Below are 14,230 nucleotides of genomic sequence, written 5' to 3'. Positions count from 1 at the left end.
AGTTTATTGCTAAACTATGTTAATTGCGCATTTAGCAGCGAAGTTCTGATCAGGTTTAGGGTTTTCTTTTCTGATGCTGAATCTTTTTCAGCAGACAAAACCGTATAGGTAATAACCGCAATCGTTTTTTCAGGCTTTATCAATCGCCAGGTGATAAGCATAATCATTGCACCATTATCTTCCGATTCTTTATAAGCAGGTCCTGCCAAAATTGTTCCATGCACGGTGGTTGCATAAGGCAAACCGGCAATCAAAAGTTTTAAATTTTCGTCTTCATTAATTCCTTCCGGAGGAATTGCCTCCATAATATTAAAACGAAGGCTACTTTTCGATTTCGGATCAAAGCAAGCTTCCTGATCCTCTCCTTCAGATTCATACTGCCAATGCGCAGGAAGGGCAATAATCAAGTTTTTATATTGATGTGTTATGAGTGGTATTTGCTTCTTTCTGAATAAATTAAACATAGCAGAAACTATTTGTTCAAATTCAAGTTTACTAAAATAGCAATTTTAAATTCTGTAGAAAATCTGTAGATATAAAGTTGTATTAAGTTTCTGTTAACAAGCCTTTCGGAATAAAACGATTTTGTAATTTTGGCTACAATCGTTTTCTTATGAAACTAAAACTCATCGCCGGCATTGTTCTTTTATGTGCGGCTTTACAATCATTCGCTCAAACTCCGGGAAAAATTGAACAAACAGGGCAGGTATTATTGCCCAACGGCTGGAAGCTTAGTCCCGCAGGCAGGTCTTTACCGCTCGGTGATCTGCCGTTAAACATGCAGCTTTCCGTGTCGGGTAAATTATTAGCTGTTACCAACAACGGCCAAAGCACCCAGTCGGTACAGCTCATCGATCCTAAAAACGAAAAACTGCTTGACGAGGTAGTGGTTAAAAAATCATGGTACGGGCTGGCTTTTAGCCGTGATGAAAAAAAACTATACGCATCAGGCGGTAATGACAACTGGATCCTGGTATTCAACATCGCCGGTAACAAATTGGGCACCCCGGATACCATCAAATTAGCACCAAATGCCTGGCCCAAAAATAAGGTTTGCCCTACCGGCATGGTAACTAACAAAAGTAACAGCCGCCTGTATTCGGTAACAAAGGAAGACAGCACCCTTTATATTATCGATCCTGATAAAAAAGATATTCTGAAACAGGTAAAACTGCCGGCCGAAGCTTACAGCTGCATTTTATCGCCCGATGAAAAAACGCTGTACATCTCTTTATGGGGTGGTGATATGCTTGGCTTTTACAACATAGCTACGCAAACGCTCAGCACTATTAAAACCAGCAGCCATCCTAACGAACTGCTTTTAGATAAGAAAGGGAAATTTCTGTATGTGGCCGATGCGAACGATAATGCGGTATCAGTAGTAAATACTTCAACTCATAAAATAATAGAAACCATTTCTACCGCGCTTTATCCTACCCGCCTCACCGGTTCAACCAGCAATGGCCTGGCCTTATCGCCAAACGGGAAAACGCTTTATATAGCCAACGCGGATAACAATTGTCTTGCTGTATTTGACGTTACTATGCCGGGCAGCAGCAAAAGCAAGGGCTTTATCCCGGTAGGCTGGTACCCAACCAACGTAAAAGTATTGGGTAATAAAATCCTGGTATCAAACGGCAAAGGGTTTTCATCAATGGCCAATCCTAAAGGGCCGCAGCCGGTTAAAAAAACCGATAACAGCGGTTACAAGCAAGGGGCCATCAACAGCCGGGAGCAATACATAGGTGGCCTGTTTAAAGGTACGCTGTCATTTATCAACAGCCCGTCTGATGCCGAACTGAAAACTTACACCAAACAAGTTTACGCCAATACACCGTTTACAGCTAAAGTTGAAAAAACAGCCAAGGGAGAAGAAGGCAATCCCATTCCGCGGCGCCTGGGCGAAAAGTCGCCTATTAAATATGTGTTCTATATTATTAAAGAAAACCGCACTTACGACCAGGTTTTAGGCGATATGCCGCAAGGGAACGGCGATACTTCGTTGTGCATCTTCGGTAAAAAAGTAACGCCTAACCATCACGCTATTGCCAATGAATTTGTACTGCTTGATAACTTTTACGTTGATGCCGAAGTAAGCGCCGACGGCCACAACTGGAGCATGGCTGCCTATGCCACTGATTTTGTAGAAAAAACATGGCCAACCAGCTACGGAAGCCGTGGTGGTAATTATGATTTTGAAGGTACCCGCAAAGCCGCCTATCCGCGCGATGGCTTTATATGGGATTATTGCAAACGCGCCGGTGTAAGCTATCGTACTTACGGCGAGTTTGTGAGCGATGGCAACCCCGGCAAAGCAAACTTAAAATCGCTGGAAGGGCATTTTTGTATCAAGTCGCCTGGCTTTGACCTGAATGTGAAAGATGTTAAAAGGACTGAGATCTGGGCCCATGACTTTGATTCGTTACTCACTATAAACGCGGTGCCGCATTTTAACACCGTGCGCATTTCAAACGACCATACCAGCGGGCAGCGCAAAGGCGCTATATCGCCTATCGCCGCCGTGGCCGATAATGATCTTGCCATAGGCCAGTTCATCGAACATTTATCCCACAGTTCGATCTGGAAAGAGTCGGTGGTTTTTATTTTGGAAGATGACGCCCAAAACGGCCCCGACCATATTGATGCCCACCGTTCACCGGTGTTTGTAGCCGGTCCGTATGTAAAACGCAACGCTGTGATCCACGGCATGTACTCAACCTCGGGTGTTTTACGTACCATCGAGCTTATTTTAGGCTTGCCTCCAATGAGCCAGTATGATGCAGCCGCTATGCCGCTGTATGATTGCTTTACCAGCAAGCCCGACCTTACGCCATATACCGCTAGGCCGGCACAGGTTGATTTGGAACAGCGCAACATAGCGGTAAACGAGAGCAGCAAACGTTCGGAGCTGTTTAATTTTGCCAGGGAAGACGCCGCACCCGATATCGACCTGAATGAAGTGGTTTGGAAATATGTAAAAGGTGAAGCATCGGTTATGCCTGCACCAAAAAGGAGCGCTTTTGTAATTTTAGAACCTAAAAAAGAACAGGATGATGATTGATTTGTTAACTTCGTTGAACCGGAAGTTGTCCAATTAACGAATTCTTAATACATTGGTTTAAGGCCCGGTTTATGATTTATAAAGCCGGGCTTTTACATTAATTATACACCTATGATCACTCATTTAGAAAACGACCACATTAAAGTAGCTATCGACACCAAAGGCGCTCAACTGAGTTCATTTATCAATAAAGCTACAGGTATTGAACATATGTGGCAGGCTGATGAAAAAATATGGCCATGGCATGCCCCCAATCTTTTCCCGGTAGTAGGCGGCCTCATTAACAATGAACTTTTGGTTGATGGTGAAAAGTTTGCCATGTCGCGCCATGGTTTTGCAAGGCAGTCGGAATTTTTCTTATTAGAGTCGGATGAGACATCTGCAAGCTATTCGTTACCAAACTGCGAAAACACATTAAAGGTTTATCCTTTTAAATTTGATTTCCAGATCCTGTATCATCTTATTGATAACGCGCTTAGGATTACCTATAAAGTGATCAACCTCGATAAAAAATCCATATATTTTTCTGTTGGCGGACACCCGGCATTTAATGTTCCTTTTAACAAAGGCGAAAACTACGAGGACTATTACCTGGAGTTTGAAACCGAAGAACATTTTAACACTCACCTTTTATCAAAAGATGGCTTTTTTAACGGCATAACCCATCCTGTGCCAACTCCCAACAAAAAACTTTACTTAACCCGCGACCTGTTTAAGGATGACGCGCTTGTTTTTAAAGATCTAAAATCGCGCATGGTAACTATTAAAAGCGATAAACATGATCAAACCTTAGCGCTTGAATTTCCTCATTTTAATTATCTTGGTTTATGGGCCAAACCGGGGGCTGATTTTGTTTGCATAGAACCATGGCTTGGCTGTGCCGATACCGAAGGCAAACACGTTGACATTAAGGATAAAGAAGCTATCCAAAAATTAAGCGTGGGGCATGTTTTTGAATCGGCCTATTTTGTTTGCTTATAAACATTTGGGTTACAATAATTTTATACTTCGGTAAAACATTTTTCGCACTTTTTCTCTTTCATAGAAAGAATCACTTAAATATTAAAACTATGAAAACTAAAGTTTATTTATTAGCCCTCACCATGCTGCTGTCATTTACAGCGTTGAACACCTTTGCTGCTGATAGCCACGCGCTTACCCCACTAAGCAAGGAAGAAATAGCAACCATGACAACCGAGCAAAAACAAGCCCGTGTTGAGGAGATCAAGGCCCGTGTAAATGAGATCAAAGCAATGGATAAATCGGAGCTTACCAAAGCTGAACGTAAGGAATTGCGTACCGAATTAAAATCAATGAAAAAAGAAGCCAATGCCCTTGGCGGCGGCGGTATTTACCTTTCTGTTGGTGCAATTATCATCATCATTTTGGTATTGATCCTGATATTATAATTTGAATCGTCTTGTATAAAAAACGCCTCCGACGAAAATCGGGGGCGTTTTCTTTATGTCTGTTCAGGGCCTTTCAGAAATTTAAGTTACCCTATAAAACTAATGCTCATTTGGCTATTACCAATTGAGTAATCAGCTGAGCTGGGTTCAGATAAAGTAGAATGCTATTTCTGCAAACATTTTCTCCCTCCGGGAAGACTTTTACGATTTAATAAACATATATTAATTGTTTATGGACGGGTGCACCAGAGGTGCAAAAGGTTTGTATCATGAAAAATAGAAGTATCCTTTGCCCCAGAGGGGCAAAACAACACGCCTTGCCGATTAAACGACAAACAATTTTGTGGATTAACTTAAATCTCTGAAAGCCCCGGATGGGACAGAAATTCCTGGAAAAAGAAAAAGCCCCTGAATATATCCAGAGGCCTTCTATATCTTGATTAAATACCTTATTATTTTTTGCTGCTGTCGGCTTTAGGAGCTGCCGGTGTAGCAGACGGTGTTAATGCCGGAGTTGATGAAGGAAGCGCGTTGCTTGGTTTTGAAGCTTTTTCAATTTGCTCACGCAGCGCAGGATTGTCTGCATTGTTTGATGAGCCGCCTTTTACAGCAACGTTAATAGCCAATGACAATACCATAAGGGTGATAGCTAACGCCCAGGTACCTTTTTCTAAAAAGTCGCCGGTTTTTTGTACGCCCATTAATTGTGATGAGCTTGAAAAATTTGATGCCAAACCACCGCCTTTAGGGTTTTGGATAAGTACGATAAGCCCTAACAGAGCGCATACAATTACGGTCACAATGATTAAAACGATATACATTTCTTTATATTAATTAGTTTTCTTCTCTAACTCCTCAATTTGGCTTGCAAAGTAACGGCTTTTTTCCGGGAATTTCAACATCAATTTTTTGTAAGTTGCAATAGCTTTGTGATATAACATCTGGTCGATGTAAATCTGGGCTAATGTTTCACTTACCAGGTCATTTCTGTCTTCCGAGCTCTTCTTTGCTTTGTTCTCATTATCGAGCTTATCAATTGATGGCGGCCTGATCTGGGGCTCCTCCTTAATAAATTTCTCAATAATGATATCTTCTTTTCTTTTTATCTCCGGCACATCGGGCTGAGGGGTTTTCTCCAGCTCCTCCAGAGATTGCGAATGGAAGATATTTTCATAATACTGATGCTGCAGTGCATCCGCTGTTTGGCTATCAGGCGCTACAGGTTTTTTTGGCTGTGCAACCGTTTCAATATTATAAGGCTGATAAGTTGATGCATATTCCTTACGGGTTTTATCTAACCACCACATAAAGGTATAAGGCATTTTCTCGTCGTTGTACTTTGATAAAACCTCCTGCTGTTCAGCAGCTTCAATTTCTGCCGGCTGCGGAGCCGACTCCTGCGATATCGCCTTATCATCATTCCTTGTGTCAACGACCGAGTTATCAAACAAAAAATAATCCGTGGATGCGATATTGCCGATTATCCATTTTTCAGTTACATCGTCCCTTACGTCTTTAGCTTCTTCAACGGCAACCGGCGCCTCATCGGCCACCTCTGTTTTATCGTTTATCGCTGCTTCCGCATTAACATTAGCAGCAACGGGTTCATTCACATTAGCCTGGCCTATACTTATATTCTCGATCCCAACAATTTCATCGTAAACCTCATCATCTATATCGTGGGTTGATGAAACTGATTCCCCGTTGGGCTCAGTTGCAACTGCTCCCGGATCAGCAAACTCCATTACTGGTTCTGTATCTGCAATTTCAGGCTCAGGATCATCGATATTGATAAAATTGAAACTACTTTTATCCTGATCTGTGTCTGCGGTTAAATCTTCGGAGAACGGTGGCAGTGTATCAGCCAGGTCATCAACAGCGGGACCGATATTAAAATAGTTTTCGGAGGCCGGTGTATTATTTACCGGAACAACATCAAGCAGGTTAATTACCTGTGATGAATTTACCGGAGAAAGGCCTTCGGGCTCCTGAATTAATTTATGCAGTAAAACGGGTTTGTAATAAACGGCCGCGCGCTGTATATCCTTATTGGTACCGGCATGGGCAAGCAAAGCACGCAAAATACCGCTTTGCGGGTAGGCATCAACCAGTTGTTGCAGGTTATAACCATAAAAAGAACCTGTTTCGGCCGGGTTAGCCAACAGTTCATCTAATATTTCGTATTGCCTGCTGTTCAAATATTGATCCACGTGGTTGAAAATACAAATTGCCTACCAATTAGAAAAGGCCGCGTTAAAAATATCATCAATTAATTGCTTATTAATTTGCCGTATCAGGTTCTGTTCCTGCGAAGAAATGTCCCCACGGTAGTCAGCAAACTTAGTAAAACTTTGCTCAAAACTAAGCTTTTTATCTGCCGGAGTTTTCGCGGCATCAAATGAAAATTTAACACGAACGGTAATAGTTAGCCTGTTAGCATCAGCAATTGGGGCCACATTATTTGCGGTAGCCTGAATAGATGCCGGAGCAATAGAATAACCGGTAATAGCACCCGACATGGTTGCGTCGGCCTCGCCGCGGACTAAGCTTAGGCTGGTTTGTGTACGGATCCTCTCTTTTAACGATTCGGTGAAAGTTTGGCTTAGGTTATTTACCACCAGCGGGGCGTTATTTTCAAAAAACTGCACATTGATGGTCTTCAAACCGGGAGGGATTGATTGATTTTTGAGCGTGTAACATGATTGGCATATAAGTATCAGCACACACACTGAAATAATCCCCAAAAGTTTTTTCATCAATTTTATAAGTTTAGTTCTTTTATTTTCCTGTATAACGTACGCTCAGAAATCCCCAGTTCATTAGCGGCAAGTTTGCGTTTACCCTTATGTTTTTTCAAAGCTTTGCGGATCAGGTCTGATTCCTTTTCAATCAGCGATAATGATTCCTCTACTTCTTCGGCATCATGTGTTATATTAAAACCGTCGATAGTGCTGCTATTACTGCTGGTGTTTGTAACGGTATTAACGGGTTGTTGTAAAGTAAATTGTGGTTCGTTATTACCATGCAGCTCAATATCGCGGTAAAGCTGATTTAAGGTTTGCGGATTATTAGCATAATGGGGCGAAACACCGCCATGCTCAATAATATCAGCCACCAGTTTTTTCAACTCTACCATATCCCGCTTCATATCAAACAATACTTTATAGAGGATGTCACGTTCAGAAAAATCTTCTTTAGGCTGATTGTCCAAACGCATTGGCAGGTTACGCGCGCCGGCCTCGTGCGGGATATAGGTAAGCAGCGTTTGGGCAGTGATGATCCTGTCGCGCTCAAGTACGGCCAATTGTTCGGCCATGTTTTTCAACTGCCTTACATTACCCGGCCACGAATAGTTGGTTAATACCTGCTGCGCTTCTTCATCAAGCTGGATGGGCGGCGTACGGTATTTGTCGGTAAAATCAGCCGTAAACTTGCGGAACAGCAGAAACACGTCTTCTTTCCTGTCGCGCAATGGCGGAATCTTCAAAGGTACCGTGTTTAAACGATAGTAAAGGTCCTCTCGGAATTTGCCGTTCTTCACCGCCTCATACACATCAACATTTGTGGCTGCGATGACACGCACATTTGTTTTTTCAACTTTTGATGAACCTACTTTGATATATTGTCCCGATTCGAGCACCCGCAGCAAACGGGCCTGGGTACCCAGCGGCATTTCAGCAATCTCATCTAAAAATATGGTACCACCGTTTACGGTTTCAAAATAACCTTTACGCTCACCAACGGCGCCTGTATAGGCTCCCTTTTCGTGACCAAAAAGTTCCGAATCGATAGTACCTTCAGGTATGGCACCGCAGTTAACGGCAATAAAAGGCCCATGCTTGCGCGGGCTCATCTGGTGTATGATGTGCGAAAAAACCTCCTTACCACTACCACTCTCGCCGGTAATTAATACCGAGATATCAGTAGGTGCAACCTGGTTTGCTATAGTTATAGCCCGGTTAAGCAATGGCGAATTGCCAATGATCCCGAAGCGTTGTTTTATTTCCTGTACTTCCATTTTAAAAAAGATTCAAGAAGTCAAGAGTCAGGAAGCAAGATTTGAGCGAAGATTTTCTCTTCATCAAATACCGCTTCTTATATACATCTTGTCTTTTAGTAAGAATCACGTTTATTCATCATCGGAGTTCAAAATGTACTCCCTAAAAGAAAATATCATTTTTTGAACTTCCACAACAAGGTCTAAGCAATCCTTTAATTTATCTTTAGAGCCGTAGCCCCTTCTTTCACATATTAATAATTGGGTCTCCACTTCAAACGATGAAGTAAGAGACGTTGTTAAGAACTCGGCAAAATGCGCCTTAGTTCTCTTGCCTGAACCTTCCGCTATGTTAGACGGAACTGAACAGGAACATCTGTTTAATTGGTCAATCAGGTTATATCTTTCCTCGATAGGTAATGCTTTACAATAGTCCTAAGTTAAATCAGTAAGATCCATCGACTTTTGCCAAATCTTCAAGCTCTTAAAATTATGCCTCATCATTATCTGATTCCTTATACCTTTCTTTCTTGATTCCTGACTCTTGATTTCCTGCCTCTATACAACCTTACCTATCAACGTGGCCGTAGTGCTGCGTTCAATCAATACGTTTACATAATGCCCCGGCTTGTAATTTTCACCAACCGGGAAAATCACCATCGCGTTTTGATCGCTGCGGCCGCAATAGTCTTTGTCTGATTTTTTGGAGAAACCTTCTATCAGTACACGTTCTACCCGGCCAATGCGGGCCTGCATTCTGTAAAAAGAATATTCCTGTTGCTTGGCTACAATTTCGGTTAAGCGTTTTTGTTTTACCTCTTCCGGTATGTCATCGGCATAGCGTTTTGCCGCTAAGGTACCCGGCCTTTCGCTGTATTTAAACATGTAGGCAAAATCATACTTTACGTAATCCATCATGCTTACGGTATCCTTGTGCTCCTCATCTGTTTCGCTGCAAAAACCGGTGATCACATCGGTTGAAATTGCACAATCCGGAATGATACGACGGATAGCGTCGATCCTATTGATGTACCATTCACGGTCATAAGTGCGGTTCATCAGGTCAAGAATACGGCTGTTACCCGATTGTACCGGCAGGTGGATATAATTACAGATATTATCGTATTTATTGATGGCATACAACACCTCATCGGTAATATCCTTTGGATGTGAGGTTGAAAACCTAACCCGCAGATCAGGATCGATCAGTGCAACCATTTCCAACAGGTTAGCGAAGTTTACCCCTCCAACCTCCCCCAAGGGGAGGCTTTTGTCATTTTCAACGCCTGCTTCAATTTGCCCTTCTAAAGCCCTCTCCTTTGGAGAGGGTTGGGGAGAGGTCCATTTATATGAATCTACATTCTGCCCTAATAAAGTAACCTCACGATAACCTCTGTCAAACAGGTCGCGGCATTCGGCAACTATCGATAAAGGGTCTCGGCTGCGCTCGCGGCCACGGGTAAAGGGTACCACGCAAAACGAGCACATGTTGTCGCACCCGCGCATAATGGATACAAATGCATTGATACCATTGCTGTTTAAGCGTACCGGGCTGATATCGGCATAAGTTTCCTCACGGGAGAGCAGCACGTTAACTGCCTTTTGACCATCATCTACCTGGTTAATGAGGTTCGGCAGATCGCGGTACGCATCCGGACCAACCACAACATCAACTAATTTTTCTTCTTCCAGGAATTTTGATTTCAGGCGTTCGGCCATACAGCCCAATACACCTACTACCAGGCCCGGATTTTTCACCTTGGCAACGGTAAACTCTTTTAAACGGTTGCGTACGCGTTGTTCGGCATTTTCGCGGATAGAACAGGTGTTGATGAAAATAACATCGGCTACGCTATAGTCGGCAGTGGTTTCAAAACCGCTTTCGGCCAATATCGATGCAACTATCTCACTGTCAGAAAAATTCATGGCACAGCCGTAGCTTTCAATATAAAGCTTGCGGCCATTATTTTTAGCTGTTTCGGCTTTTAACATTAGCGCCTCACCCTGCCTGCTCTCATCATGTGTTTTATCCGGAATAAGCAAATCCATCATTTATATAAAAAATTAGTTTGCAAAAATAAACAAAATTTAAATACCTAAATGACATATTGTCAGTATTAAATAAAATCTCATTTATTTCAAAAAAAAACGGGTAACACTTTCGCATTACCCGTTTATCCTATTCAAATAAGCCGTCACTTACTGCGTTAAAGCTACAGTGGTGGTATTATTGATTTGCCAGATAGCTGCACCGGGCGTAGGGAAGCTAACACCCTTGGTGCTACCTTTAACACCATTGTCCTGACCAAAATAGTAAAGCGGATGCCCTTTGTACACCAGTTGTGTTTGTCCGAATACGGTTATCACATCAAAGTCGGCTTTATTTAAAATAGAAGGAACACTTTGAACCGCCGTTACCGCATCGATTGGCCAGTTAGCATCATGTGCCGCCACACCTGTGCTAAATTTATTTGTCTTAAACGTATCCTTGCTAAACAGGTACAAAGTACGGCCATTGGCATCTGTGATATATTGTGAATTTTCAGTACCGGCGATACCTTTGCTTGTGTATTGGTTACCATCATGCCCTATCAGTTGAGCGTAGGAAACCATAACTGTATAATCCGGCTTGGCTATAAACCATGATTTGCCAACACCATCGCCGTTAACATCGGTAACAGCCACGTCTTTTGCATAATAATATAAAGGCCAGCCTTTATAGGTAGTTTGCTTATTCCCGTCGGCATTGGTGATAACGCCGAAGTCGGCAGCTGCCAGGCCCGTACCTATAGATGGGTTTTCTTTATAAAAGGCAGGCCAGGCTACAGCGCATCCACCGGTACAAGTTGAAACGTTGGCCGCATCATCAGAGAACAGGTACAACGCACGACCGTTATTGTCTGTTATGATGCTACCAAAAGTTGCGTTTGAGGTAAGCTGTACGCCGGTAACAGCTTTAGGTGTGGTCGGGTTGTTGTCGTGATTTTTTTTGCACGATGCTGCTAATAAAGTTAAAACAATTGAGCCTGTCAGGGCTAAGTACATTTTTGTTTTCATCGGGAGTCTATTAGTGTTAAAAAAAGGTTTTTATATAGACATAACGCCCTGAAATCCCCGAGGGTTGCTTAACAGTTAAACAAAACCACAATATCAGTTAATCAACAACATGCAAACTACTACAGGCACCTTCAAAAACAATGAATTAAGTATGAGTTTTTATAAAAAAACAGCTTACCCGCCCATCAACTGTAACAAAAGTTACTAACTTGCTGTTAAAGCATAAAACACAGGTAAAAAGTAACAACCGGTAAATGGCACTCAATTTTTTAAAGCACCAGTGGCAAAAAAGAACGTTCAAATTTGTGCTGATACCGGTTATAGTGATATTGCTGCTGGCTGTAGTAGTAAACAGGTATTGGTCGCCCATTTTGGCCGCCAAAGTAAAGGATGTGGTATTAAGCAGCAGTGATAGCCTTTACAAAGCAGATTTCTCGGATGCCGAGCTGCATATCCTTCAGGGCAAAATTATTATTTACAATATAACCCTTAAGCCCGACACGACAGTTTATAATCAAAAAAAGCGTTTACGCCTGGCCCCCAATACACTGGTTGAGCTTAAGGTAAAACGGCTGGTGCTTAACCATGTGCATCCATTTAAGCTCTATTTTCAAAAAAAGCTTAATATTGGGCAAATCATCCTGAATGAGCCGCGCCTGAATGTAAGCTACCAGCTAAACCATACCAAAGATACTGTTGTTAAAGATCGCCGTACGGCCTGGCAGCGAATTTCCAAAAGCTTGAAATCGATCCATATCGGAAGCATCCTGCTCAATGATGTTAACCTGAACTATGAAGATTACTCGGGCAACAAGGTGGCCATTTCCAAACTTAAAGAACTAAACTTAAGTGCAAACGACCTGCTCATTGATTCGGCTACGCAATATGATAAATCGCGCCTGCTTTATTGCAAAGATATTATCACCGAATTGAACAATTACACCGGAGAAACACCAAGCGGCCTGTACACTTATAAGATCAGGCATCTTAAACTTTCCACCCTCACATCACGCCTAAATATCGAAGGGCTTGCTATGCAGCCAACTAAATCGGATGTTTTTTTTGATAAAAGCAAGAAAGACCGGCTGGGCTTACTGGCCGATTCTGTGCAGCTAAACAATTTTGACTACTTAAATTATCACAAATACCGCACTGTTTCTGCTTCAAGCCTAACCATGACAAATGGCAAGATAACGGCTTTCACCAACCCGGGTAAGAAACCAGATCCCACAACAGATAAGGTTAAAACGTTCCCCAATATGATGATCAAGAAATTAAATCTTGATTTAAGGATCGATACCATGAAAATCCGGCACGTTGATGTGATCTATAACGAGTTCAATAAAAAATCTCAAAAAACAGGTACCGTTACATTTAACAATACCAGCGGGCATATTTATAATATTACCAACAATCCATCGGCCATTGCCAAAAACAACATTACCCTTGTTGATCTGACAACCTATTTTATGAACCGCGGCCGGCTCGATGTGCAATTGAAATTTAATTTAAGCGATGCGGATGCCGCCTTCAGTTATAAGGGCACATTAGGACCAATGGAATTTGGAAAGCTAAATCCAGCTACCATGCCTTTGGCTATGGTAAAAATGACATCGGGCAGCGTAAAAAAATTCAGCTTTGATATCCAGGCCAACAGCAAGGTATTTAAAGGTAAGGTTGATTTTTTATATAACGATTTAAAGGTGATACTACTAAAAGCCGATACGGTCAATGATCGTTTCAAAAGAAAATCAATCATGTCGATATATGCCAACCTCTTCGTGATCAGGCGCAGTAATCCTGATGATAAAGGAAAGCTCACATCATCATTAGTGATCTATAAGCGGCCTAAAGATTCGCCATTTTTTAAAACTATCTGGAAAACCCTGCTTACAGGTATAAAACCATGTGTCGGCCTTGATGAAGAAAGCCAAAAAGCCACTAAAGACCGCATTGACGAACACCTCAAAAACAAGGAAGAACGCTTAAAAAACAAGGCACAGCGCCAGAAAAGAAAAGCAGAACGAAAAAAATTGATGGACCAGGGGAAGTTTTGATAAGGTATGAAAATAACATCTCCACCACGTCATTGCGAGGTACGAAGCAATCCCCCACGGGCAGAGTAGCTATGCAAGCAGCCCTGTAAAGTTCGCGATTGCTTCGTACCTCGCAATGACGTGATTGTAAATTATTGATTATTAACGGTGTTTTTTCGATCGAAATTATAACATGGGCGTTGCCTGCGGCCCGGGCTTTCCGTTGCAAGTCCTCGCCTTTCCTGCCCACAATCCCAACCCGCGCTGTGGGCTTTACACTGCAATCTCTAACGCGGCCTCCGCGCACCATCGCTAAAATTTATTTTACATGTCATTTCATTTTTTTTGGGTTCCACCTGATGGGTACCTCGCAATGACGTTTCTTTATCAGGTCCCGTATTTCATCCCGCCGCTGTTGGTGTTGTCACCAACAGCTCCTTTGGCTCTTGGAAGCCTTAAATATCAGGAAGACTAAAAGTTATTGGTGACAACACCAACAACGGCAGGGATTTCAAAACTCATCTTCTGATTAGCACATCTCTAAATCCGGTATACGAAGTTAGCCTCCCTTCATCGGCTTGCTTTAATGACTCTTTAACTCCCTTAATCACATAATCAGGATAGACCTCACTTTTTTGCTCAAAAGATATTTTCATGGCTTTCATAATCG

The 14,230-nt window shown here is 42.3% G+C and carries 12 protein-coding genes and 1 pseudogene; 4 read left to right on the top strand and 9 right to left on the bottom strand.

Translation table 11 applies throughout. The annotated features are described in order from the left end of the window. Nucleotides 1–14: 14 nt before the first annotated feature. Nucleotides 15–464 (bottom strand): hypothetical protein, encoded by a 450-nt coding sequence (locus BLP33_RS25085; protein WP_090534366.1) that lies wholly within the window; start codon nt 462–464, stop codon nt 15–17. A 149-nt stretch (nt 465–613) separates the two neighbouring features. Between BLP33_RS25085 and BLP33_RS25080 the strand changes: the two genes are divergently transcribed. The 3 genes from BLP33_RS25080 (at nt 614) to BLP33_RS25070 (ending at nt 4,470) form a co-directional block, all read left to right on the top strand. Further along, a complete protein-coding gene (locus tag BLP33_RS25080) occupies nt 614–3,061 on the top strand; it encodes a bifunctional YncE family protein/alkaline phosphatase family protein (RefSeq protein WP_090534364.1) in 2,448 nt (815 codons plus the stop codon). Between the two features lie 111 nt (nt 3,062–3,172). Then, nucleotides 3,173–4,042 carry an aldose 1-epimerase family protein gene (locus BLP33_RS25075; protein WP_229701657.1) on the top strand — a complete coding sequence of 290 codons (870 nt, stop codon included), beginning with the start codon at nt 3,173–3,175 and terminating at the stop codon, nt 4,040–4,042. 89 nt (nt 4,043–4,131) lie between these two features. Further along, nucleotides 4,132–4,470 carry a hypothetical protein gene (locus BLP33_RS25070; RefSeq protein WP_090534362.1) on the top strand — a complete coding sequence of 113 codons (339 nt, stop codon included), beginning with the start codon at nt 4,132–4,134 and terminating at the stop codon, nt 4,468–4,470. 452 nt (nt 4,471–4,922) lie between these two features. Here BLP33_RS25070 and secG read toward each other — a convergent pair whose 3' ends face one another. From secG to BLP33_RS25035, 7 genes and pseudogenes are all read right to left on the bottom strand, one after another. Then, nucleotides 4,923–5,291 carry a preprotein translocase subunit SecG gene (gene secG, locus BLP33_RS25065; RefSeq protein ID WP_090534360.1) on the bottom strand — a complete coding sequence of 123 codons (369 nt, stop codon included), beginning with the start codon at nt 5,289–5,291 and terminating at the stop codon, nt 4,923–4,925. Between the two features lie 9 nt (nt 5,292–5,300). After that, a complete protein-coding gene (locus BLP33_RS25060; protein WP_139160069.1) occupies nt 5,301–6,680 on the bottom strand; it encodes a hypothetical protein in 1,380 nt (459 codons plus the stop codon). Nucleotides 6,681–6,701: 21 nt separating this feature from the next. Beyond that, a complete protein-coding gene (locus tag BLP33_RS25055; protein WP_090534357.1) occupies nt 6,702–7,226 on the bottom strand; it encodes an LptE family protein in 525 nt (174 codons plus the stop codon). A gap of 5 nt (nt 7,227–7,231) precedes the next feature. Further along, nucleotides 7,232–8,488, bottom strand: a complete 1,257-nt coding sequence (locus BLP33_RS25050; RefSeq protein ID WP_090534355.1) for a sigma-54 interaction domain-containing protein — start codon at nt 8,486–8,488, stop codon at nt 7,232–7,234. A gap of 111 nt (nt 8,489–8,599) precedes the next feature. Then, a pseudogene (locus BLP33_RS27910) lies at nt 8,600–8,884 on the bottom strand (four helix bundle protein); the annotation flags it as partial. Nucleotides 8,885–9,025: 141 nt separating this feature from the next. Further along, nucleotides 9,026–10,519, bottom strand: coding sequence for a MiaB/RimO family radical SAM methylthiotransferase (locus BLP33_RS25040; RefSeq protein WP_090534351.1), 1,494 nt, complete (start codon nt 10,517–10,519; stop codon nt 9,026–9,028). A gap of 147 nt (nt 10,520–10,666) precedes the next feature. Next, nucleotides 10,667–11,524 carry a hypothetical protein gene (locus tag BLP33_RS25035; protein ID WP_090534349.1) on the bottom strand — a complete coding sequence of 286 codons (858 nt, stop codon included), beginning with the start codon at nt 11,522–11,524 and terminating at the stop codon, nt 10,667–10,669. Between the two features lie 254 nt (nt 11,525–11,778). On the opposite strand from BLP33_RS25035, the gene BLP33_RS25030 reads away from it, so the two are divergent. After that, complete coding sequence (locus BLP33_RS25030; protein WP_090534347.1) at nt 11,779–13,581, top strand: hypothetical protein; 1,803 nt, start codon at nt 11,779–11,781, stop codon at nt 13,579–13,581. A 497-nt stretch (nt 13,582–14,078) separates the two neighbouring features. Here the strand turns inward: BLP33_RS25030 and BLP33_RS27905 are convergent, their stop codons facing one another. Beyond that, nucleotides 14,079–14,225 carry a hypothetical protein gene (locus BLP33_RS27905; RefSeq protein ID WP_371328333.1) on the bottom strand — a complete coding sequence of 49 codons (147 nt, stop codon included), beginning with the start codon at nt 14,223–14,225 and terminating at the stop codon, nt 14,079–14,081. Nucleotides 14,226–14,230: the final 5 nt, after the last annotated feature.

The organism is Mucilaginibacter sp. NFR10, from assembly GCF_900100445.1.
Lineage (GTDB): Bacteria > Bacteroidota > Bacteroidia > Sphingobacteriales > Sphingobacteriaceae > Mucilaginibacter > Mucilaginibacter rubeus.
This window is presented reverse-complemented; position numbering and strand designations above follow the sequence as displayed.